Raw genomic sequence first — 22,363 nt, forward strand, 5'->3', positions numbered from 1 at the left:
TGCGTTTTTACAGAATGTTGAACGGGATGGTGGTCACGAGGCGGAACTCGTTGATGCTGCCATCAGCCTGGTTTTCGCTGGCGCGGTGAGCGGTGTAGGTCGCGCGGATAGCGGTGGCCTTGAGTGGGCCGCTCTGCACGGCGTACGAAGCACCGATACCGTATTCGTAGTGGTGTTCGCCATCCTGGGACTGGATACCGTCGTAACCCTTGCCTGCTACGCCTTCGTTGCCGGTGTAGTGGGTACCGTCGATGCCCCAGCCGCGAGCCTGGTAGATGTTGAATTTCAGGCCCGGCACGCCGTATTCGGCCATGTTCAGACCGTAGGCAATCTGGAAGGATTTCTCGTTCGGGCCGTTGAAGTCCGACAGCAGGGAGTTGGCCAGGTAGATGCCGTTGGTCTCGTGCAGGTAGTCGAAGTATTCGTTACCGTTCACTTCCTGGTACGAGAAGGTCAGGCTATGAGCCTGGTGAGTCAGGCCGAAGGACAGGGAGTAGGTGTCGTTGTCGATTTCGCCCAGTTTGGCCGAACCCGAATCAACGGTTTTGTAGTAGTTCAGGCCGGTGGTCAGGCTCAGTACCGAACTGTCGCCCAATACGTGGCTGGCGCCGAAGTAGTACTGGTTCCACAGGTCTTCAGCCTGGGTGCCCCACAGACTGGTGGTCAGGCTGGCGAATGGCTGGTAAGTGAGACCCGCAGTGTAGATGTGGTCGGCTTCGGCCTCGCCGTTACCGTATTCGGAGCGGAACTTGCGCTGGCTTTGTTCCGTACGAGGAGAGTTGCGGTCGAAGGTGCCGATGTCAAAGGACAGGTTTTCCAGCTCTTCGCTGTGCAGGCTCACACCTTCGAAGCTCGACGGCAGAGGACGGTTACCGATGACGTCGACCTGTGGGCTGCTGAAGTTCTGGCGGCCGGCGGTCAGGGTGGTGTTGGAGACACGGGCCTTGACGTTGGCCAGGCCCAGTTTGCTCCACTGGTCTACTGCGTCGCCGCCATTTTCGGTCAGCGTACGGTTGTTGCCGCGGCCACCACGACCTGGCTCTGGAGCACCACCGTTTGCGGACGCCAGGTCTTTGCGATCACGGTCCAGGGCAATAGCATTGTAGGCAGCTACTTCAGTGCTGAAACCAATAGCACCCTCGGTGAAGCCCGAGTTGTACTTGATGATGGTGCCCTGGACCCAGTTGATACGACGATCAGTTGGGGTCGGTGAACCGTTTTTTTGGTAGCTGAACTTGGCGCCACGTTTCAGTTGCTCGTTGGCATACCAGTTACGCGTGCTCCCAGTGATCGATTGGCCTTCGACAAAGCCGGTGGCTTCGCTTTGGGCGCTCTTTTCTTTCACGGTAACCGGGGTGTACGCCTGGCTTTGGGTTTCTGCGTACGCCGAGGCGGTTACGCTGCTGATGGCCAAGGCCAATAACGCGGTGCTACTCAGTTTCATGGGGTGAAGCTCCTTTCTTTCTTTTATTAATGCCGGTCTTTTTTGGTGATCCGGCTATTTGGTTTCGAACTCATACAAGGCATCGCAAACGTTTGCTGTAGACCGGATTGACGAATTACGGCAATACGCTTGCGTGAGGGCGGAATCCGCCCTCAGCGTTTCTGGCTAATCGGTTATTTTTCTATGCTGACGCCCGAGAACACGTTACGACCGAAAGGACTCACCTTGAATCCTTCGATTTTGGCGCTCAACGGCTGGTTAACCGTCGAGTGGGCGACTGGCGTAATCGGCACCTGCTGCTTGAGGTACTGTTGCGCCTGTTTGTAAAGCACGGTGCGCTGGTCGCGGTCGGTGACGACCTTGGCCTGCTTGATCAGCTTGTCGTAAGCTGGATCACACCACATGGAGTAGTTGTTGCCGCCAATGGCGTCGCAGCTGTAAAGCGTGCCGAGCCAGTTGTCCGGGTCCCCATTGTCACCGGTCCAGCCAATCAGGCTGACGTCGTGCTCGCCATTCTTGGTGCGCTTGATGTACTCGCCCCATTCGTAGCTGACGATCTTCACTTTGAGGCCGATTTTTGCCCAGTCAGCCTGGAGCATCTCGGCCATCAATTTGGCGTTCGGGTTGTAAGGGCGCTGAACGGGCATCGCCCACAGAGTAATTTCGGTGCCTTCCTTCACGCCGGCAGCCTTGAGCAGTTCCTTGGCTTTTTCCGGGTTGTAGGCGGCGTCTTTGATGGTCTCATCGTAGGACCATTGGGTCGGTGGCATGGCGTTGACCGCCAGTTGACCGGCACCTTGATAGACGGCGTTGAGAATCCCTTGCTTGTTCACCGCCATGTCCAGCGCCTGGCGCACTTCGAGCTGGTCGAAAGGCTTGTGGCGCACGTTGTAGGCGATGTAGCCGAGGTTGAAACCGGGTTTCTCGATGAGCTTGAGTGTCGGGTCGTTCTTCAGTGCGGTCACGTCGGCAGGGCGTGGGTGCAGGGTGATCTGGCACTCGTTGGCCTTGAGCTTCTGCACACGCACCGAGGCATCGGTGTTGATGGCGAAAATCAGGTTCTCGAGCTTGACCCGGCTCGGGTCCCAGTACTGCTTGTTGCCGGTGTAACGGATGTTGGAATCTTTCTGGTAGCTCTTGAACACGAACGGCCCGGTGCCGATCGGCTTCTGGTTGATGTCGCTCGGCTTGCCTTCGGCCAGCAGTTTGTCGGCGTATTCGGCGGACAGGATGGCGGCGAAGCTCATGGCGATGTTCTGGATGAACGCGGCGTCCACGCTGTTGAGCGTCATGACCACGGTCAGCGGCCCGGTCTTCTCGACCTTGGCGATGTTCTTGTTCAGGCTCATCCCGTTGAAGTACGGGAACTCGGTCGGATAAGCCTTACGGAAAGGTTGCTGTGGATCGAGCATGCGATTGAACGTGAACAGCACGTCATCGGCGTTGAAATCACGGGTCGGCGTGAAGTATTTGGTTGTGTGAAATTTCACCCCTTCGCGCAGGTGAAAAGTGTACTTGAGGCCGTCCTCGGAAATATCCCAGCGAGTAGCCAGGCCAGGTACGACGTTGGTGGCGCCTTTTTCGAACTCTGCCAGTCGGTTGTACAACGGCTCGGCGGCGTCATTGTCGGTCGCGGTCGTGTACTGCGCGGTGTCGAAGCCAGCAGGGCTGCCTTCGGAGCAGAACACCAGGCTGTTATTGGCGGCCAGGCTGATGGAAGTGGCAGCCAGCAGGCCGGTGCCCAGCACTGCGGATAAAACCAAGGTATGGCGCATGACGCTCCCTTTTCTCTTTCTCTAAGTGTTTTCAATGAATCGCCGCCTCGTCCGGGGACGTGGAGGCATCACTGATCTCAAACCATGACAGCAGTAATAACCGAGAGCCCACGCACGAACTGGTCAGATCCCGACGGTATGAGCCGCGGGTCTGGCAGTAAATGCGTAGAGTCCTAAAGACTCGTAGGAAATGGCAACGCATCCGACGCCGCTGCTGTAATCCTCAGCGGAATTGGATGTAGGTGGTTTCCTACTTTCTCGGCAGATAAAACAACGGCGACGTCAAAAGCGTCGCCGTTGTAAAACCTTATTTGCTGACGCTGACGCCGTAGAAGGAGTTCAAGCCAAACGGGCTGATCTTGAAGTCCTGCACGTTGTCGCGCATGGGTTGGAACACCGTCGAGTGAGCGATAGGTGTCATTGGAACGGCATCTTTGAGGACGTGTTGCGCCTGTTTGTACAGTTCGGTGCGCTTGGACTGATCGGTCGTGCGCTTGGCTTCTTTCACGATGCCGTCAAACTTCTTGTCGCACCACTTGGAGAAGTTGTTGCCTTGCAGGGAGTCGCAGCCGAACAGCACGTTCAGCCAGTTGTCCGGGTCACCGTTGTCGCCGCTCCAGCCAATCAGCATCGCGCCGTTTTCGCCGCCTTTGGAGCGCTTGATGTACTCGCCCCACTCGTAGGTCACGATCTTGGCTTTGATACCAACTTTGGCCCAGTCGGACTGCAGCATTTCAGCCATCAGCTTGGCGTTCGGGTTGTAAGGACGCTGCACCGGCATCGCCCACAGGTTGATCTCGGTGCCTTCCTTGATGCCGGCTTCCTTGAGTAGCTCTTTGGCTTTCTCAGGGTTGTACGGCGCATCCTTGATGGTGGTGTCGTAAGACCACTGGGTTGGCGGCATGGCGTTGACGGCCAGCTGACCTGCGCCCTGGTAAACCGAGTCGATGATCTGCTGCTTGTTGACGGCCATGTCCAGCGCTTGACGCACTTTCAGTTGGGCCATCGGGTTCGGCTGATCGCTGCCCTTGATCTTGTCCATCACGTTGTAGGCGATGTAACCCAGGTTGAAACCAGCCTGGTTAGGCACTTTCAGAGTCTTGTCTTCTTGCAGCGCCTTCAGGTCGGCCGGACGCGGGAACAGAGTGATCTGGCACTCGTTCTTCTTCAGCTTCTGGATACGTACCGACGGGTCGGTGGTGATGGCGAAGATCAGGTTGTCGATCTTGACGTCGTCAGGCTTCCAGTAGTCCTTGTTCCCGGTGTAGCGGATGTTGGAGTCTTTCTGGTAGCTCTTGAACACGAACGGACCAGTGCCGACCGGCTTCTGGTTGATGTCGGCGGCTTTGCCTTCTTTCAGCAGCTGGGCGGCGTACTCGGCGGACTGAATGGAAGCGAAACTCATGGCCATGTTCTGGATGAACGCGGCGTCGACTTCTTTCAGGGTGAACTTGACAGTTTTGTCGTCGACTTTATCGATCTTGGTGATGTTGGTGTCCATCCCCATGTCGGTGAAGTACGGGAATTCGGTTGGGTACGCCTTACGGAACGGATCATCCTTGTTAATCATGCGATTAAAGGTGAACAGCACGTCGTCGGCGTTGAACTCACGAGTCGGCTTGAAGTACGGGGTGGTGTGGAACTTGACGCCTTCACGCAGGTGGAAGGTGTACGTCAGGCCGTCATCGGAGATGTCCCACTTGGTCGCCAGACCAGGAATGACAGCAGTGCCGCCACGTTCGAACTGAGTCAGACGGTTGAACATGGTTTCTGCAGAGGCGTCGAAGTCGGTTCCGGTGGTGTACTGACCAGGATCAAAACCGGCCGGGCTCCCTTCGGAGCAAAACACCAGGTTAGTCGCCGCTTGGGCGAAAGGTGCGGAGGCTAACAAGCCTGCGCCGACTAAAAACGGAATGACCGCGTGTTTAAGCATGGTGGCCTCATGATTTGTTGTCATTTTTGGAATTAGAGGACGACCTCGTGAGTCGTGCCTGCGGATACTTATGCAGGGGCCATACCCATTGCAAGATCCTGAGCGACCACAGGCGTTAAACAGTGGCACGAACGTACCTTAATGTCGCATTTGTATAAATTCAGGCGCATTTGACCGTTTGCGCAGGTTTTTTTCAGTGCATATGGCGCACCTGTGCGGGGCGATCTTGACGTCTTGCGCACTGGATTGGAGCGCGGTGTTACTTATTTATACCCATCATTGAGGGGTGTGAATGGGGAGGGCGGGCGTGAATGAGATTGAATTCTGATTTGTTGGCTAGGTGTTTGTTGTTTAAAGAGTTGTTGTGTCTGTGGGGGCAGATTGTTGCGTTACTGTTTGGCAGTGGACAGCTGTGGGTGATGCTTGGCTTTGGGATTTGGTGGGGCTGCGTGGGCGTGTTGGTAGTACCGGGGGTGCAACCTTTGCTGCTTGCGGTAGCGCTTTTGGCTTTTGACCAGTTTCTTTCAGGTGTACATATCCATTCCTGCGGTAACGGCCGCTATTGGTTTCGCCCTTACGGCGACTCCCTTTGGCAGACGCCCCAAAGGAAGCAAAGGTCTCGCCCCGAGCGTCCGGCCCCTCGCCTAGGCTCGGCGTTCCTTCGCTCCGGTATCCATCTGGGGGCATCGCCTCCGGTTGGCTTCGCTTCAACCTCCTCTCGATGTGTTCGACTTCGTCGAACGGCGCTGCGCGCCTACCCCCCAGATGAACACCTCCACTCAGCCTCCCGAAGGGGCGGGTGGATCAAGATCACAAGCTGCAGGCGAGCTAACGCTCGGCCTGTTGAGTGGTGAGAAGCCTCGGGTGTACACCGTCCCACTGTGGGAGCGAGCTTGCTCGCGATGGCGGCCTGACAGCCGACCAATCTCTTTCTGCTGCACCCCATTGATCGTTCCCACTTCCGCGTGGGAATGCCGCCTGGGACGCTCCACGTTCCGCTTTTAAGCCTTTGCGTGGGTTTTGATCTGGCAATAAAAAACGGCGATCACTTCGGTGATCGCCGTTTCTGTGCACGGGTTATCGAATCAAGGCATCAACACTTCAATCGACCCATCCGCCGTCATGCTGACCTGACTGGTGCCAGCCTCAACTTCCGGTGTAACCGGCGCTCCATCCATGCTCGCGGCTTTCATCATCATCGGCCCACGCATGTACGGTTGTGGATAACCGTTGCTGTTCAAGTTCAGGTTAACGATTTTGTAACCCTTGCCGCCCAACGCATCGGTAGCCAATTGCGCACGGGCTTTAAATGCGGTGACAGCGTCTTTGAGCAGCGCATCTTCACTGGCCTTGCGGGTTGGTGTGGCGATGGCGAAATCCATGCCGCCCATTTTCAGGTCGGTGAGCAGTTCGCCGGTCAACTTCGACAGTGCCGCGAAGTCGGAGCTTTCCAGGCGCAGTTCGGCGCGTTCGCGCCAACCGGTGATTTTCTGGCCCTTGGTGTCGTAGATCGGGTAGCTGTTGCGGCTGCCCTGGCGCAGAGTGACTTCCTTGACCTGTTTGGCCTGGGCCAGCGCTTTGTTCATGGTGGTGCTGACGTCGGCGGCGAGTTTGGCCGGGTCGGTGTTTTGTTCTTCGGTGTAGAGGGTCACGATCATCAGGTCGCGGGCGACTTCCTGACTGACTTCGGCGCGCAGGGCGATCTGGTTGTAATGAAGCTCGTCGGCGGCCAGGGCCGGGAGGCTGGCGACGGTGCCAACACTGAGGGCAAGAAGGGCGGCGCTGCGGCGGAAACTGTGCATGAAAACTCCTTGGACGGTGCGCAGGGGTTAAGGTCCGAGCCTGCGTGAAACCATCAGACTCTAGCTTTTATGATCCGGTTCGCACAGTTACAACTTCTATACAGATAGATAGCCGGTGGCCCTGTGGCGAGGGGATTTATCCCCGTTGGGTGGCGAAGCCGCCCAAATCAGCAAACAAATTTGTCAGATATTGCAGAGAGCGGTTTACGACTGCTTCGCAGCCGAACGGGGATAAATCCCCTCGCCACAAAGATCTCCAGGACACTCACAAGTGTGGCTGTTTGCCGCACTTTTGCCTGTCAGCACCCGTGCTTGGTTATACTCCGTGCGATCCGCCTGGAGCGCTCATCAGGAGAGCTCATGCTCGCCCCCGTTCAAATCACTTCTGCAACTCGCCAGAATCTCTGGCGGCTGACGTTCATCCGCACATTGGTGTTGGCCGCTCAGGCCGGTTCCGTGGGCCTGGCCTACTGGCTCGACTTGCTGCCGCTGCCTTGGTTCCAACTGGCCGCGACCCTCGGTTGCTCGATGCTGCTGTGCGCGTTCACGGCGATTCGCTTGCGCACCTCATGGCCGGTTACCGAACTCGAATACGCCGTGCAACTGGCCTGCGACCTGTTTATCCACAGTGCCTTGCTGTATTTCTCCGGCGGCTCGACCAACCCCTTCGTCTCTTATTACCTGGTACCGCTGACCATCGCCGCCGTGACCTTGCCGTGGCGTTATTCGGTGATTCTGTCCGGTATCGCGTTGACGATGTATACCCTGCTGCTGGCGCGCTTCTATCCGCTGCAAACCTTCCCGATCGCTCGGGAAAACCTGCAGGTTTACGGGATGTGGCTGAGTTTCGCTCTGGCCGCGGCGGTCATCACCTTTTTCGCCGCACGCATGGCCGAAGAGCTGCGCCGTCAGGAAGAACTGCGCGCCATCCGTCGTGAAGAGGGTTTGCGCGATCAGCAACTGCTGGCCGTGGCGACCCAGGCCGCCGGCGCTGCTCATGAACTGGGCACACCGCTGGCGACCATGAGCGTGTTGCTCAAGGAAATGCGCCAGGACCATCACGACCCGATGTTGCAGGACGACCTGAGCGTGCTGCAGGATCAGGTCAAACTCTGCAAGGAAACCTTGCAGCAACTGGTGCGCGCTGCCGAGGCCAATCGCCGTTTGGCGGTAGAGATGCAGGACGTCACCGACTGGCTCGACGAAGCCTTGAATCGCTGGCACCTGATGCGCCCGGAAGCCAGTTACCGCTTCCAGCGCTTGGGCCAAGGCACCGTGCCGCGCATGGCGCCGCCGCCGGACCTTACTCAAGCGCTGCTGAATTTGCTCAACAACGCCGCCGACGCTTGCCCCGAAGGGCTGCAAGTGACGCTGGACTGGAATGCCGAAGACCTGACCATCAGCATTCGCGACCACGGTGCCGGTGTGCCGCTGGCCATCGCCGAGCAGATCGGCAAGCCGTTTTTTACAACCAAGGGCAAAGGTTTCGGCCTGGGCCTGTTTTTGAGCAAGGCCAGCGTGACACGCGCCGGCGGCTCAGTGAAACTCTACAGTCATGAGGAAGGCGGCACGCTCACCGAGCTGCGCCTGCCCCGTGTCGCCCGAGGAGACGAACATGAGTGACGAGAACCAAGTCGAAGGCGAAGGCGAAGAACTGCCGCATTTGCTGTTGGTAGACGACGACGCAACTTTTACCCGGGTGATGGCCCGTGCCATGGCCCGCCGCGGTTTTCGCGTCAGCACCGCCGGTTCCGCCGAAGAAGGTCTGACCATCGCTCAGGCCGACCTGCCGGACTACGCCGCGCTGGACCTGAAAATGGACGGCGATTCCGGCCTGGTGCTGTTGCCCAAGCTGCTTGAGCTGGACCCGGAAATGCGCGTGGTGATCCTCACCGGTTACTCGAGCATTGCCACCGCCGTCGAAGCGATCAAACGCGGCGCCTGCAATTACCTGTGCAAACCGGCGGACGCCGATGACGTGTTGGCCGCGCTGCTCTCCGAGCACGCCGACCTCGACACACTGGTGCCGGAAAACCCGATGTCGGTGGATCGCCTGCAGTGGGAACACATCCAGCGCGTGCTGACCGAGCACGAAGGCAACATCTCCGCCACTGCCCGCGCCCTGGGCATGCACCGCCGCACGCTGCAGCGCAAACTGCAGAAGCGTCCCGTTCGTCGCTGAATGGGCGCTGAACGATTATCGCCAGCCCTCGCGAGGAACCGAACCGATCATCTATGATCGGTTCGTGTGTGTTCTTTTCTTTATCGAGCCTTATCCATGAATCAGAACGCTGAATATTCCGCGGTCAATGATGCTGTGCGCGGGCAGTTTTTTCGCAAAGTCTGGGCGATGACCACCCCTTACTGGCGCAGCGAAGAGAAGGGCAAGGCCTGGACGTTGCTGATCGCCGTGATCGCGCTGTCGCTGTTCAGCGTGGCGATTTCGGTATGGGTCAACAGTTGGTACAAGGACTTCTACAACGCCCTGCAGAAAAAGGACGAAGCGGCCTTCTGGCAGTTGATCCTGTATTTCTGCGGCATTGCGGCGGTGGCCATTCTCGGCGCGGTGTATCGACTCTACCTGACGCAGATGCTGACGATTCGCTGGCGGGCCTGGCTCACCGAGAAGCATTTTACCCGTTGGCTCGACAACAAGAATTACTACCAGCTGGAGCAGGGCGGTTACACCGATAACCCGGACCAGCGGATTTCCGAAGACCTCAATAAATTCACCACCAACACGCTGGGCCTGGGGCTCGGGTTGATTCGCAACGTCGTCAGCCTCGTATCGTTCTCGATCATTCTGTGGGGCGTGTCGGGCAGTATCGAAGTGTTTGGTTTCACGATTCCCGGCTACATGTTCTGGTGCGCACTGGTTTACGCCGCCGTCGCCAGTTGGCTGACGCATTTGATTGGCCGTCGCCTGATCGGCCTCAACAATAACCAGCAACGTTTCGAAGCCGACTTGCGTTTCTCCATGGTTCGGGTTCGCGAGAATGCCGAAAGTATTGCGCTGTACAACGGCGAGCCCAATGAGAACCGCCGCTTGAGCAGCCGTTTCGGGATGGTCTGGCACAACTTCTGGGACATCATGAAAGTGTCCAAGCGCCTGACCTTCTTTACGTCCGGTTATGAGCAGATCGCCGTCATCTTCCCGTTCATGGTCGCCTCGCCGCGTTACTTCGCTGGCAAGATCGAGCTGGGTGAGCTGATGCAAATAAACTCGGCGTTCGCCAACGTCCAGGACAACTTCAGTTGGTTCATCACGGCGTACCAGGACCTTGCCGAATGGCGCGCCACCTGTGATCGTCTGCTGAGTTTCCGCCAGGCCATGACCGACAACGAAGAGCGTGCGCCGGCGATTGATGTGCAAAACCAGGGCTCGGCGTTGAAGGTGCATAACCTTGGCCTTGATCTGGCCGACGGTCGTCACCTGCTGACCAGCGCCGACATGACCGTGGAGGAGGGTGAGCGCGTCATGCTCAGCGGTCGCTCCGGCAGCGGTAAATCCACTTTGTTTCGAGCGATGGGGCACCTTTGGCCGGCTGGCCACGGCAGTATTCGTCTGCCGGCGGCGCGTTATTTGTTCCTGCCGCAAAAACCGTATCTGCCGATTGGCAGTCTGCGTGAAGCGCTGAGTTATCCACAGTCTGGCGATACGTATCCGCAGGAGCGCTACGTTCACGTGCTGGAAGCCTGCCGTTTGCCGCATCTCGTTGCCCGTCTGGACGAAGCCAATCACTGGCAGCGCATGTTGTCGCCGGGTGAGCAACAGCGCCTGGCCTTCGCTCGTGCGCTGCTTTACGCACCGCAATGGCTGTACATGGACGAAGCGACCTCAGCGATGGACGAGGAGGACGAAGCGTTGATGTATCAGACCTTGATCGATGAGATTCCGGGCTTGAGCATTGTCAGCGTCGGACATCGCAGCAGCCTGAAGCGGTTCCATCCACGGCATGTACGTATCGAGAATGGCCACTTGGTGGACCAAACCGTAACCGCGTAAACCCCACAATCCCTGTAGGAGCTGCCGAAGGCTGCGATCTTTTGATCTTCAAAATCAAAGCCAAAAGATCGCAGCCTTCGGCAGCTCCTACGGGGTGTGGTGATCGTACAACCGCGTTGAGCTATGATGCGGTTTCAGCCGCAACTTTCGAGAAAGACGTTCACCATGGAAAACCCGATCGACGCACCACGCCTCCCTCGCAAGCGCCGCAGCCTCGCTCAGGAACTGGTGACGGTGCTGTCCGAGCAGATCCGCGACGGTCACCTCAAGCGTGGCGACAAGTTGCCCACCGAGTCGGCGATCATGGATGCCCATGGCGTCAGCCGCACCGTGGTGCGCGAAGCGATTTCCCGTTTGCAGGCGGCCGGGCAGGTTGAAACCCGCCACGGCATCGGCACCTTCGTGCTCGACACCCCAAGCCCGAGCGGTTTCCGAATCGACCCGGCGACCGTGGTCACGCTGCGTGACGTGCTGGCGATTCTGGAACTGCGTATCAGCCTCGAAGTGGAATCCGCCGGCCTCGCCGCGCAACGCCGCAGCCCCGAGCAGCTGGCATTGATGCGAGCTGCGCTGGATGCGTTGAATGAAAGTGTTTCCCATGCCAGCGATGCCGTGGCGTCCGACTTCCAGTTCCACCTGCAAATCGCTCTGGCGACCGGCAACCGCTATTTCACCGACATCATGACCCACCTGGGCACCAGCATCATTCCGCGTACGCGCCTCAACTCCGCGCGCCTCGCCCATGACGACCAACAGCACTACATGAATCGTCTGAGCCGAGAGCACGAAGAGATTTACGATGCGATTGCTCGTCAGGATTCGGATGCGGCGCGGGCGGCGATGCGGCTGCATTTGACGAATAGCCGCGAACGGCTGCGTCATGCGCATGAAGAGGCTGAGGCGCAGCGCGGCTAGGGGTAAGGATCTTCTACCTCGACCGTTTTGTAATCGACATACTCAACGGTGTTGTTCAGCAACACCTTGAATATCTTCAGGGTGATTTTCCAGTACTGACCGGGCAGTGTTTCAAACTCGACGATGTTGTCCACGCTTACATTCAGGTCAAAATCTGATGGCAGCTCTAGAGCTGCATGTCTGGTTTTGGCAGGAAAGTTAAACCGGTGGATTGTGCTCATGGGGTATTCGCCTGTGCAGTGATTGACTGCCCGATTAAGCCTTGGAGGCAGAGGGTTCGAAACTGTAAGAAATACCAGTTTCGATGAATGGTCGGCGTCAATCCGCACCTACCGCGGTGTCACAGATAATGCCATCGTGGGCAAGCCCGGCTCCCACAGGGTTTTGTGTGTGTTCGCACTGTTGTGATCGACACAAAACCTGTGGGAGCCGGGCTTGCCCGCGATGGGGCCAGTAGCCTTCAATCAATCTTCAAGCAGTCTCCAAAATCCCCCGATCCACTCGCACCGCCAGTGTTTCTGCCTTGGGCTTGGCATCGAACGCCACTTCCCCAAACTTATCCACCACCGCTTTGGCAATTGGCTTGCCATCAGCCAACAACTCCAGCGGTGCACCCTTCAGCGATTGCCCCGAAGCCAGTTCCAGTTTCAATTTGATAGTCATCATCGATCTCCTTATCAGGCAACGTTGCCAGTCGGTTTGTAATCCTTGAGCAGCAAATAAGTGCTCCAGCCCCACCAGTCGTCCACGGTGGCGGTATCGTTCAGGTTGTTGACGTCCTTGCGCCGCAGCACCTTGTTGCCCTCGACTTTGAACAACGGCGAGAAATTACCCGTCGGGTTCAGCACCGCTTGAAGATCAGGCAGTTTTTTCAACGCAGCAAAGCTGCCGGCCGACGGTGCGATCCCGCTGAGGTACGCCGCGAACACTTCATCCGCAGACACCTGAACCGCCTGAGTCACCTGGTCGCGATTGGCGCTGTCGATGGCGTCGAAGTAGCGTTTGTCCCCATACGCATGCCATTGATCGCCATTGCCGTTGCGCACATTGAGGCCGAATTTGCTGTCTTCGTCGTGCATGAAACGAGTGATCAACGAACCCAGATCGCTGGGTGTGACCACCGCTGCCAATTGTTTGCGCGGCACTCGCAGGTGGCCGGCGGAAAACAGGTCGGTCAGGTAGTGGTCGGCAAAAGCGTTCATCGCATAGGCCAGCTCCAACTGCTTTTCATCGCCGCTGGCGTGGGCCAGCACCGCTTGTTGCACCGCTGCGGTGTGCCCGGCGATGTAGGCGAGCAGCGCCCATTCGGCGAAGTGATCGGCATTGTTGGCGGCCAGTTTCAGGTAGCGGCCAAATGGGAACAACGCCGAGACGACACTGCCGCCGCCGGTGATCTTGTTCCACTCTTCCGACAACGTATCACCGAGGGCGTCATAGGCTTCGTGAGGTTGTTTACCGTCCTTGATCGCCTGCTTGATCGCGGCGATTTCCTTTTGCATGACACCGAGGATCAGCTTGGCCTCAGCGTTAGAAGCAGGCAGCACGGCCAGCGAGTTGAAGGCATTGGTAAAACGCTGGATTCGCTCGGCGCCTGTCGCGCCTTCGCTGATCGGTTGATCGGGAATTCCATAGAAATCACCCCCCAGCGCAACGACTTGGCCATAGGTCAGCGCCAGCCCATTGGGTAAATGCAGCTCCACCTGTGAAGCCGGGATAGCGGGCGCATCCTTGACGAAACGCAGCAGGGTGCTGTCGCCGATGGCGGTGTGTTCACCACCCTCGAACCTCAGCTGTGGCTTGCCTTTCAGGGCTTTACCGGGGGCTGTGGGTAGCGAGGCGGGAAGGGCAGATGCAGAGTTGTGATGATCAGCAATCTGCAAGACCACGTGTTGGTTTTCCCCGATCAGAGGGATGCCATGTTCGGTAAAAAGATCATCCAGTTCGGCAATGACCTGTTTCGGTTTTTCCTTCGGTTGTGCGTGTAGACCTGACATTTCTATCTCCTTGATATGTCGTCGGTACGATCAAAAAATAACTGTATGCATATACAGTTGTCTGGATCATAGATGAGAAATTTCCTACGTCAAGAAAATACCTTTCCGACTCAAATTCTGCGGTTGGCGATGAAATGCAGTTGACGGTTATTATTTAAGTTGTACGATGACCTACAACTTCGGCGAAGGCTGAACGGTTTCCTCACACACATACGTCGCTATCCAGGGTGTTCGAATAATGAATCCACAAGAACTGAAGTCCATCCTCTCTTCCGGTCTGCTGTCTTTCCCGGTTACCGATTTCAATGCTCAGGGCGATTTCCATCGCGCGGGGTATATCAAACGTCTCGAATGGCTGGCCCCATACGGCGCCTCGGCATTGTTCGCCGCGGGCGGCACCGGTGAGTTCTTCTCTCTGGCGGCCAGCGAATATTCGGAAATCATCAAGACTGCCGTCGACACCTGCGAAACCAGCGTGCCGATTCTGGCCGGCGTTGGCGGTTCGACTCGTCAAGCCATCGAATACGCACAGGAAGCCGAGCGTCTGGGTGCCAAAGGCCTGTTGCTGCTGCCGCACTACCTGACCGAAGCCAGCCAGGACGGCGTTGCCGCTCACGTTGAAGCCGTGTGCAAATCGGTGAAAATCGGCGTGGTGGTTTACAACCGTAACGTCTGCCGCCTGACTGCGCCGCTGCTGGAACGTCTGGCCGAGCGCTGCCCGAACCTGATCGGCTACAAGGATGGCCTGGGCGATATCGAGTTGATGGTGTCGATCCGTCGCCGCCTCGGTGATCGCTTCAGCTACCTGGGTGGTTTGCCGACCGCTGAAGTCTACGCCGCCGCCTACAAGGCACTGGGCGTGCCGGTTTACTCCTCGGCGGTGTTCAACTTCATCCCGAAAACCGCGATGGATTTCTACCACGCCATTGCCCGCGAAGATCACGCCACCGTCGGCAAGATCATCGACGACTTCTTCCTGCCATACCTGGACATCCGTAACCGCAAAGCCGGCTACGCAGTGAGCATCGTCAAGGCTGGGGCAAAAATTGTCGGCTATGACGCAGGTCCCGTGCGTGCACCGCTGACCGATCTGCTGCCAGAAGAGTACGAAGCTCTGGCCGCGCTGATCGACAAGCAAGGTGCGCAGTAACACACCCGATTAAACAAGGCCGCTGAGTAATCAGCGGCCTTTTGCGTGAGGAGAATATCCAGTGGCAAATGCAAAGCGTTTCGATAACTACATCAACGGTGAATGGGTTGCGGGTAGCGATTACTCCACCAATATCAACCCGTCCGAATTGACCGATACCATCGGCGAGTACGCCAAGGCTGATCTGGCTCAAGTTCACGCCGCCATCGACGCCGCCCGCGCTGCGTTCCCCGCGTGGTCGACTTCGGGCATTCAGGCTCGCCACGATTCGCTGGATAAAGTCGGTACTGAAATCCTCGCTCGCCGCGAAGAGCTCGGCACCTTGCTGGCTCGGGAAGAGGGCAAGACCCTGCCTGAAGCGATCGGCGAAGTGACTCGCGCCGGCAACATCTTCAAGTTCTTCGCCGGTGAATGCCTGCGTCTGTCCGGCGACTACCTGCCATCGGTACGTCCGGGTGTGAATGTCGAAGTGACTCGCGAAGCGCTGGGTGTGGTCGGTCTGATCACGCCGTGGAACTTCCCGATTGCGATCCCTGCATGGAAAATCGCCCCGGCCCTGGCCTACGGCAACTGCGTCGTGTTGAAACCGGCTGATCTGGTGCCGGGTTGCGCCTGGGCACTGGCCGAAATCATCTCCCGCGCAGGCTTCCCGGCCGGCGTGTTCAACCTGGTGATGGGCAGCGGTCGAGTGGTTGGCGATGCGCTGGTGCAGAGCCCGAAAGTCGACGGCATCAGCTTCACCGGTTCCGTGGGCGTCGGTCGTCAGATCGCCATCAGCTGCGTGTCGCGCCAGGCCAAGGTTCAGCTGGAAATGGGCGGCAAGAACCCGCAGATCATTCTCGACGACGCCGACCTCAAGCAAGCGGTCGAGCTGTCGGTACAAAGCGCGTTCTACTCCACCGGCCAGCGTTGCACCGCCTCGAGCCGCTTCATCGTCACCGCCGGGATTCACGACAAGTTCGTCGAAGCCGTGGCTGAGCGCATGAAGTCGATCAAGGTCGGTCACGCGCTGAAAGCCGGCACCGACATCGGTCCGGTCGTCTCGCAAGCGCAGCTTGAACAGGACATGAAGTACATCGACATCGGCCAGTCCGAAGGTGCACGTCTGGTCAGCGGCGGTGGTCTGGTGACCTGCGATACCGAAGGCTATTACCTCGCGCCAACCCTGTTTGCCGACAGCGAAGCTGCGATGCGTATCAGCCGCGAAGAGATCTTCGGCCCGGTGGCCAACGTGGTTCGCGTCGCGGATTACGAGGCTGCGCTGGCCATGGCCAACGACACCGAATTCGGTCTGTCGGCGGGCATCGCCACCACGTCGTTGAAGTACGCCAACCACTTCAAACGCCACTCCCAGGCCGGGATGGTGATGGTCAACCTGCCGACGGCGGGCGTGGATTACCACGTTCCATTCGGTGGGCGTAAAGGTTCATCCTATGGGTCCCGCGAGCAAGGTCGCTATGCGCAAGAGTTCTACACGGTCGTGAAGACTAGCTACATCGGCTCCTGACACATCGCAATACCCCTGTAGGAGCTGCCGCAGGCTGCGATCTTTGCTTTTAAAAATCAAAAGATCGCAGCCTCGTTTCACTCGACAGCTCCTACAGGGAACACACCAAGATTCACCCGCGCATAAAAATAATCAGTGGGAGTACATCTACATGCAAGCGACCAAGCCGACCCACGTCCGCTATTTGATTTTGCTCATGCTTTTTCTGGTGACCACGATCAACTACGCAGACCGGGCTACCATCGCAATCGCGGGCTCCAGCCTGCAAAAAGACCTCGGCATTGACGCGGTCACCCTCGGTTATATTTTCTCCGCATTCGGTTGGGCCTACGTGGCCGGGCAAATTCCCGGTGGCTGGCTGCTGGACCGTTTCGGCTCGAAAAAAGTGTACGCACTGAGCATTTTCACCTGGTCGCTGTTCACCGTGTTGCAGGGTTATGTCGGTGAGTTCGGCATGTCCACGGCGGTGGTTGCGCTGTTCATGCTGCGCTTCCTGGTGGGCCTGGCCGAAGCGCCATCCTTCCCCGGTAACGCACGCATCGTTGCGGCCTGGTTCCCGACCGCTGAACGCGGTACGGCGTCTGCGATTTTCAACTCGGCGCAATACTTCGCTACCGTGTTGTTTGCGCCGCTGATGGGCTGGATCGTCTACAGCTTCGGCTGGCAGCACGTGTTCATCGTCATGGGCGTGATCGGCATCATCTTCTCGGGGATCTGGCTGAAGGTTATCCACAGCCCGCGTCAGCACCCGATGATCAATGACGCCGAGTTCAAGCACATCGCCGACAACGGCGGCATGGTCGACATGGACCAGGACAAAGGCAAAGGCAAAAAGGTCGACGGTCCGAAGTGGGACTACATCCGCCAGTTGCTGACTAACCGCATGATGCTCGGCGTGTACCTTGGCCAGTACTGCATCAACGGCATCACCTACTTCTTCCTGACCTGGTTCCCGGTGTACCTGGTGCAAGAACGCGGCATGACCATCCTCAAGGCGGGTTTCATTGCTTCGTTGCCGGCGATCTGCGGCTTCATTGGTGGCGTGCTCGGTGGCGTGATTTCCGACTACCTGCTGCGCAAGGGCCATTCCCTGACCTTCGCCCGCAAGGCGCCGATCATTGCCGGTTTGCTGGTTTCCAGCAGTATCGTGGCTTGCAACTACGTGGACATCGAATGGATGGTCGTCGGCTTCATGGCCTTGGCATTCTTCGGCAAAGGCGTGGGCGCGTTGGGCTGGGCGGTGGTGTCTGACACCTCGCCGAAACAGATCGCCGGTTTGAGTGGCGGCCTGTTCAACATGTTCGGCAACATCGCATCGATCACCACCCCGATCGTCATCGGCTACATCATCAGCTCCACCGGTTCGTTCAAATGGGCGCTGGTGTTTGTCGGTTGCAACGCACTGGTCGCAGTATTCAGCTACCTGGTGATCGTCGGTCCGATCAAACGCGTGGTGCTCAAAGAGCCGCCAAGCACCGGTCCTGAGCTGACCAAATTATCTGAAGCGCATTCCTGAGGAGCGGCGTCATGCAGTTGATTGAACATTCCGACTCGCCGCGCTACATCCGCCTGCACGAGCGGGACAACGTAGTGATCGTGGTCAATGACCAAGGCGTGCCGGCCGGCACCGAGTTTCCGGACGGCCTGGTCACCGTGGATTTCGTGCCACAGAGCCACAAGGTCACCCTTGAGGATATTCCCGAGGGTGGTCAGGTGATTCGTTACGGGCAGACCATCGGCTACGCGTTGCAGCCGATTCCGCGCGGCAGTTGGGTCAAGGAAGATCAACTGCGCATGCCCACCGCGCCACCGCTGGACAGCTTGCCGCTGTCCACCGAAGTGCCGGCGGCGCAGGCACCGCTGGAAGGCTTCACGTTCGAGGGTTATCGCAACGCCGACGGCACCGTCGGCACGCGCAACATTCTCGGGATTACCACGACTGTTCAGTGCGTCACCGGCGTACTGGACCATGCGGTCAAGCGCATCAAGGACGAGTTGCTGCCCAAGTATCCGCACGTCGATGACGTGGTCGCGCTGACTCACAGCTACGGCTGTGGCGTGGCGATTACCGCGACTGACGCGTACATCCCGATTCGTACCGTGCGCAACCTGGCGCGCAACCCGAACCTGGGTGGCGAAGCGTTGGTGATCAGCCTGGGCTGCGAGAAATTGCAGGCCGGGCAGGTGATGCACGAGAACGACAGCTCGGTGGATTTGAGCGATCCGTGGTTGTACCGCTTGCAGGATTCCAGTCACGGTTTCACCGAGATGATCGAGCAGATCATGGCGTTGGCCGAGACCCGTTTGAAGAAGCTCGATCAGCGTCGCCGGGAAACCGTGCCGGCGTCCGAGCTGATTCTCGGCATGCAGTGCGGCGGCAGCGATGCGTTTTCCGGCATCACTGCCAACCCGGCGCTGGGCTATGCCTCGGACCTGTTATTGCGCGCGGGTGCGACGGTGATGTTTTCCGAAGTCACCGAAGTGCGCGACGCGATTTACCTGCTGACTTCACGGGCGGAAACAGAAGAAGTCGCTCAGGAACTGGTGCGCGAGATGGACTGGTACGACCGTTACCTGGCCAAGGGCGAAGCGGATCGCAGCGCCAACACCACACCGGGCAACAAGAAGGGCGGGTTGTCGAATATTGTCGAGAAGTCCCTGGGCTCGATCGTCAAATCCGGCAGCAGCGCGATCAACGGGGTGCTGGGTCCTGGTGAGCGCTTCAAGCGCAAAGGGCTGATTTTCTGTGCGACCCCGGCCAGTGATTTTGTCTGCGGGACGTTGCAATTGGCGGCGGGGATGAACCTGCACGTGTTCACCACCGGGCGTGGCACGCCGTATGGTTTGGCGATGGCGCCGGTGGTGAAGGTGTCGACCCGGACGGAGCTGGCGCAGCGTTGGCCGGATTTGATCGACATCGATGCCGGGCGAATTGCGACCGGGCGGGCTTCGATTGAGGATCTGGGCTGGGAGTTGTTTCACTACTACCTGGACGTGGCTAGCGGGAAGAAGCAGACGTGGGCAGAGAAGCACAAGCTGCATAACGACATCACCTTGTTCAACCCTGCACCCATCACCTGAGACCGAGTCGCCTGCATCGCGAGCAAGCTCGCTCCCACAGTGGATTTTCGCCGTACACAGATTTTGTGTTCGACACTGGACAAATGTGGGAGCGAGCTTGCTCGCGATAGCGGCCTAACAGACGCCGAGGGACTTGCTGGCTTATCATTAGCCCCCTAACGACGCTCACCCAAGGTTACCCCCGGCATGCTGGCTATCTTCCTCGAAACCCTGAACATCACCGCGCCGGTGTTTGCCATGCTGTTTCTGGGGGCGCTGCTCAAGCGCATCGACTGGATCAACGACAACTTCATCCACACTGCATCGGCCCTGGTGTTCAACGTCACCATGCCGGCGTTGCTGTTTCTGGGCATCCTGCATGCCGACCTGCACGCCGCGTTGCAACCGGCGCTGCTCATCTACTTCTCGCTCGCCACCCTGGCGAGTTTCGCCATCGCCTGGGGCTGGGCGATCTGGAAGTGCCCGCGGGAAGACCGGGGGATTTACACCCAGGGCGCCTTTCGCGGAAACAACGGGGTCATCGGGCTGGCGCTGGCGGCGAGTATGTACGGCGACTACGGGATTTCCCTCGGGGCGATTCTCGCGGCGTTGGTGATCCTGTTCTACAACACGCTCTCGACCATTGTGCTGGCGGTGTACAGCCCAGTAATCAAGTCCGACCCCTGGAGCATCTGCAAAAGCGTGATGGTCAATCCGCTGATCATCAGCGTGTTTGCGGCGGCGCCGTTTGCCTACTTCAAGATCAGCTTGCCGGGATGGCTGGAGACGTCCGGTCAATACCTGGCGCAAACCACCTTGCCGTTGGCGCTGATCTGCATTGGCGGCACGCTGTCGCTGGCGGCACTGCGCAAAAGCGGCAACATGGCGCTCAGCTCAAGCCTGGTGAAGATGATCGGCCTGCCGGTTCTGGCGACGCTGGGTGCGTGGCTCTGGGGCTTTCGTGGTGCGGAGTTGGGGATTCTGTTCCTGTACTTCGGCAGCCCGACCGCCGCGGCCAGTTTTGTCATGGCCCGTCAGGCCAATGGCAATCATGAACTGGCGGCAGCGATCATCGTGATCACCACGTTGATGGCGGCGATCACCACCAACGTCGGGATCTTTTTGTTGCAGTGGGGCGGGTGGATTTAACCCCAAAATTTGTGGTGTTTTGAAGGGCCTCATCGCGGGCAAGCCTTGCTCCTACAGGTTGTGTGCCGGGCATAAAACAGGTGCATGGCACACAACCTGTAGGAGCAAGGCTTGCCCGCGATGGCGGCAGACCTGTCAACGCAATTTTTGAATATTCATTCCGGCTTCTGATAGCTATCAATCACTTCCTGCGCCGCGCGAAACGCATCGATGGCCGCCGGTACACCGGCATACACCGCGCAATGCAGCAGCGCTTCGCGAATCTCTTCCACGGTGCAGCCATTGTTCAGCGCACCACGCACATGACCTTTCAATTCCTGCGGGCACTTCAGCGCGGTCAGCGCGGCGAGGGTGATCAGGCTGCGGGTTTTCAATGGCAAACCTTCGCGGTTCCAGACGCCGCCCCAGGCGTGCTCGTTGACGAAATCCTGCAGCGGTTGAGTGAACTCGGTGGCATTGCCCAGCGCGCGGTCGACGAAGGCGTCGCCCATCACTTGGCGGCGGACTTCAACCCCAGGCTTTTTATCATCGGTCATGGCAATTCCTTATTGTGGTGTTGGCGACGCCAGGCGCGCAGCGACGTGAACAGAAAAAACGCCACCAGCGCCGGCAGGACAAAAAACAGCATCAGGTGTTCAAGCTTGCCGGCCAGCGGCATGCCGGTGGTGAACGACACCACGTGCAGACCGTAAGCCAGATACAAACCCAAAAACATCAGACCTTCGGCGCGGGTCACCCGGTAGCCGGAATAGAACGCCGGCAGACACAACGTCGCGACGCCGAGCATCACCGGCAAGTCGAAATCCAGGGCGTTGGGCGATACCGACAGCGGCGACGGCGCGATCAACGCAGTGAAGCCGAGCACGCCCAAGAGGTTGAACAGGTTGCTGCCGATCACGTTGCCCACAGCGATGTCCCGCTGACCACGCAATGCAGCGATCAACGAGGTGGCCAGTTCCGGCAGGGAGGTGCTGACGGCGACGATGGTCAGGCCGATGATCCGCTCCGACAGCCCCAGATCGGTCGCTACCGAAACCGCCGCGCCCAACAGCAAGTGCCCGGCGTAGACCAGCATCGCCAAACCCACGACGATCATCAGCAGACTGCTGATCCATGGCGCTTGCGGGACTTCGTGGGTCGTCGATTGCGGGCGGGTCGAGTGCCGCGACTGGCGCAGCAGCAGGCCCAGATACAGCGCCAGTGCGGCCAGCAGAATGATGCCGTCCACGCGGGTCAGTTCTTCGTTCCACGCCAATATGAACACCAGCAGGCTGGCGCCGATCATCAGCGGAATATCCAGGCGCACCAGTTGCCGTGAAACCCGCAGCGGGATGATCAGCGCCGAGAGCCCGAGGGTGACGAGGATGTTGAAGATGCTACTGCCGATCACGCTGCCGACGGCGATGTCGGCGTTCTGCGCCAGGGTGGCTTGCAGGCTGACTGCCATCTGCGGTGCGCTGCTGCCGAGGGCGACGATGGTCAGGCCGATAATCAGCGGTCGTACATGCAGGCGCGCGGCGAGGCGCACGGCGGCGCGCACCATCAGTTCGGCGCCGGCGATCAGCAACAGCAAGCCGCTGAGCAATTCAATCACGCTGATCAGGGGTAAATCGGCAAGTCCGAAAATG

Annotated in this window: 18 protein-coding genes; 9 read left to right on the plus strand and 9 right to left on the minus strand. The window is 58.6% G+C overall.

The features are described 5' to 3' along the window. Positions 1-7: 7 nt before the first annotated feature. The 4 genes from ACA079_RS03925 to ACA079_RS03940 all read right to left on the minus strand — a co-directional run bounded on the left by ACA079_RS03925 (position 8) and on the right by ACA079_RS03940 (position 6,954). Entirely contained in the window at positions 8-1,444 is a 1,437-nt protein-coding gene (locus ACA079_RS03925) for an OprD family porin (protein WP_497702643.1), read from the minus strand. Between the two features lie 173 nt (positions 1,445-1,617). Then, positions 1,618-3,219 carry an ABC transporter substrate-binding protein gene (locus ACA079_RS03930; protein ID WP_497702644.1) on the minus strand — a complete coding sequence of 534 codons (1,602 nt, stop codon included), beginning with the start codon at positions 3,217-3,219 and terminating at the stop codon, positions 1,618-1,620. 307 nt (positions 3,220-3,526) lie between these two features. Beyond that, complete coding sequence (locus tag ACA079_RS03935; RefSeq protein WP_497702645.1) at positions 3,527-5,152, minus strand: ABC transporter substrate-binding protein; 1,626 nt, start codon at positions 5,150-5,152, stop codon at positions 3,527-3,529. 1,085 nt (positions 5,153-6,237) lie between these two features. After that, positions 6,238-6,954 carry an SIMPL domain-containing protein gene (locus ACA079_RS03940; protein WP_497702646.1) on the minus strand — a complete coding sequence of 239 codons (717 nt, stop codon included), beginning with the start codon at positions 6,952-6,954 and terminating at the stop codon, positions 6,238-6,240. Positions 6,955-7,314: 360 nt separating this feature from the next. Here ACA079_RS03940 and ACA079_RS03945 point away from each other — a divergent pair, with 360 nt between their 5' ends. The 4 genes from ACA079_RS03945 (at position 7,315) to ACA079_RS03960 (ending at position 11,875) form a co-directional block, all read left to right on the plus strand. Next, on the plus strand, positions 7,315-8,577 hold the full coding sequence (locus tag ACA079_RS03945; RefSeq protein ID WP_095129467.1) for an ATP-binding protein: 1,263 nt from the start codon (positions 7,315-7,317) through the stop codon (positions 8,575-8,577). Beyond that, the gene (locus ACA079_RS03950) at positions 8,570-9,136 is read left to right on the plus strand and encodes a response regulator transcription factor (RefSeq protein ID WP_497702647.1); all 567 of its coding nucleotides are present in this window, start codon (positions 8,570-8,572) and stop codon (positions 9,134-9,136) included. Before ACA079_RS03945 ends, ACA079_RS03950 begins: the two co-directional genes overlap by 8 nt. Before the next feature lie 96 nt (positions 9,137-9,232). After that, entirely contained in the window at positions 9,233-10,960 is a 1,728-nt protein-coding gene (locus tag ACA079_RS03955; protein WP_497702648.1) for an ABC transporter ATP-binding protein/permease, read from the plus strand. Positions 10,961-11,125: 165 nt separating this feature from the next. After that, positions 11,126-11,875, plus strand: a complete 750-nt coding sequence (locus tag ACA079_RS03960) for a FadR/GntR family transcriptional regulator (protein ID WP_046045828.1) — start codon at positions 11,126-11,128, stop codon at positions 11,873-11,875. Here ACA079_RS03960 and ACA079_RS03965 read toward each other — a convergent pair. The 3 genes from ACA079_RS03965 to ACA079_RS03975 all read right to left on the minus strand — a co-directional run bounded on the left by ACA079_RS03965 (position 11,872) and on the right by ACA079_RS03975 (position 13,869). Next, on the minus strand, positions 11,872-12,096 hold the full coding sequence (locus tag ACA079_RS03965) for a hypothetical protein (protein ID WP_283182944.1): 225 nt from the start codon (positions 12,094-12,096) through the stop codon (positions 11,872-11,874). The genes ACA079_RS03960 and ACA079_RS03965 overlap by 4 nt on opposite strands. A 250-nt stretch (positions 12,097-12,346) precedes the next feature. Next, the gene (locus tag ACA079_RS03970; protein WP_497702649.1) at positions 12,347-12,538 is read right to left on the minus strand and encodes a hypothetical protein; all 192 of its coding nucleotides are present in this window, start codon (positions 12,536-12,538) and stop codon (positions 12,347-12,349) included. 14 nt (positions 12,539-12,552) lie between these two features. Then, entirely contained in the window at positions 12,553-13,869 is a 1,317-nt protein-coding gene (locus ACA079_RS03975; protein WP_497702650.1) for a phospholipase, read from the minus strand. 238 nt (positions 13,870-14,107) lie between these two features. Between ACA079_RS03975 and kdgD the strand changes: the two genes are divergently transcribed. The 5 genes from kdgD to ACA079_RS04000 all read left to right on the plus strand — a co-directional run bounded on the left by kdgD (position 14,108) and on the right by ACA079_RS04000 (position 20,735). Further along, positions 14,108-15,019, plus strand: a complete 912-nt coding sequence (kdgD, locus tag ACA079_RS03980) for a 5-dehydro-4-deoxyglucarate dehydratase (protein ID WP_008148911.1) — start codon at positions 14,108-14,110, stop codon at positions 15,017-15,019. 61 nt (positions 15,020-15,080) lie between these two features. Beyond that, entirely contained in the window at positions 15,081-16,526 is a 1,446-nt protein-coding gene (locus ACA079_RS03985; RefSeq protein WP_497702651.1) for an aldehyde dehydrogenase family protein, read from the plus strand. Positions 16,527-16,569: 43 nt separating this feature from the next. Further along, complete coding sequence (locus ACA079_RS03990) at positions 16,570-18,042, plus strand: MFS transporter (RefSeq protein ID WP_497702652.1); 1,473 nt, start codon at positions 16,570-16,572, stop codon at positions 18,040-18,042. Between the two features lie 11 nt (positions 18,043-18,053). After that, a complete protein-coding gene (garD, locus tag ACA079_RS03995) occupies positions 18,054-19,607 on the plus strand; it encodes a galactarate dehydratase (RefSeq protein ID WP_046052868.1) in 1,554 nt (517 codons plus the stop codon). A gap of 186 nt (positions 19,608-19,793) precedes the next feature. Next, on the plus strand, positions 19,794-20,735 hold the full coding sequence (locus tag ACA079_RS04000) for an AEC family transporter (protein ID WP_497702653.1): 942 nt from the start codon (positions 19,794-19,796) through the stop codon (positions 20,733-20,735). Positions 20,736-20,890: 155 nt separating this feature from the next. On the opposite strand, the gene ACA079_RS04005 is transcribed toward ACA079_RS04000, so the two are convergent. Together ACA079_RS04005 and ACA079_RS04010 are read right to left on the minus strand one after the other, a co-directional pair. Further along, the gene (locus tag ACA079_RS04005) at positions 20,891-21,271 is read right to left on the minus strand and encodes a carboxymuconolactone decarboxylase family protein (protein WP_134096699.1); all 381 of its coding nucleotides are present in this window, start codon (positions 21,269-21,271) and stop codon (positions 20,891-20,893) included. Further along, entirely contained in the window at positions 21,268-22,329 is a 1,062-nt protein-coding gene (locus tag ACA079_RS04010) for a calcium/sodium antiporter (protein WP_497702654.1), read from the minus strand. The genes ACA079_RS04005 and ACA079_RS04010 overlap by 4 nt, the downstream gene beginning before the upstream one ends. Positions 22,330-22,363: the final 34 nt, after the last annotated feature.

This window comes from Pseudomonas sp. LBUM1645 (assembly GCF_059716185.1).

Excerpts from the sequence above, each read along its gene's own strand:
- ACA079_RS03925 (WP_497702643.1), bottom strand. The coding sequence starts at position 1,444 with ATGAAACTGAGTAGCACCGCGTTATTGGCCTTGGCCATCAGCAGCGTA.
- ACA079_RS03930 (WP_497702644.1), bottom strand. The coding sequence starts at position 3,219 with ATGCGCCATACCTTGGTTTTATCCGCAGTGCTGGGCACCGGCCTGCTG.
- ACA079_RS03935 (WP_497702645.1), bottom strand. The coding sequence starts at position 5,152 with ATGCTTAAACACGCGGTCATTCCGTTTTTAGTCGGCGCAGGCTTGTTA.
- ACA079_RS03940 (WP_497702646.1), bottom strand. The coding sequence starts at position 6,954 with ATGCACAGTTTCCGCCGCAGCGCCGCCCTTCTTGCCCTCAGTGTTGGC.
- ACA079_RS03945 (WP_095129467.1), top strand. The coding sequence starts at position 7,315 with ATGCTCGCCCCCGTTCAAATCACTTCTGCAACTCGCCAGAATCTCTGG.
- ACA079_RS03950 (WP_497702647.1), top strand. The coding sequence starts at position 8,570 with ATGAGTGACGAGAACCAAGTCGAAGGCGAAGGCGAAGAACTGCCGCAT.
- ACA079_RS03955 (WP_497702648.1), top strand. The coding sequence starts at position 9,233 with ATGAATCAGAACGCTGAATATTCCGCGGTCAATGATGCTGTGCGCGGG.
- ACA079_RS03960 (WP_046045828.1), top strand. The coding sequence starts at position 11,126 with ATGGAAAACCCGATCGACGCACCACGCCTCCCTCGCAAGCGCCGCAGC.
- ACA079_RS03965 (WP_283182944.1), bottom strand. The coding sequence starts at position 12,096 with ATGAGCACAATCCACCGGTTTAACTTTCCTGCCAAAACCAGACATGCA.
- ACA079_RS03970 (WP_497702649.1), bottom strand. The coding sequence starts at position 12,538 with ATGACTATCAAATTGAAACTGGAACTGGCTTCGGGGCAATCGCTGAAG.
- ACA079_RS03975 (WP_497702650.1), bottom strand. The coding sequence starts at position 13,869 with ATGTCAGGTCTACACGCACAACCGAAGGAAAAACCGAAACAGGTCATT.
- kdgD (WP_008148911.1), top strand. The coding sequence starts at position 14,108 with ATGAATCCACAAGAACTGAAGTCCATCCTCTCTTCCGGTCTGCTGTCT.
- garD (WP_046052868.1), top strand. The coding sequence starts at position 18,054 with ATGCAGTTGATTGAACATTCCGACTCGCCGCGCTACATCCGCCTGCAC.
- ACA079_RS04000 (WP_497702653.1), top strand. The coding sequence starts at position 19,794 with ATGCTGGCTATCTTCCTCGAAACCCTGAACATCACCGCGCCGGTGTTT.
- ACA079_RS04005 (WP_134096699.1), bottom strand. The coding sequence starts at position 21,271 with ATGACCGATGATAAAAAGCCTGGGGTTGAAGTCCGCCGCCAAGTGATG.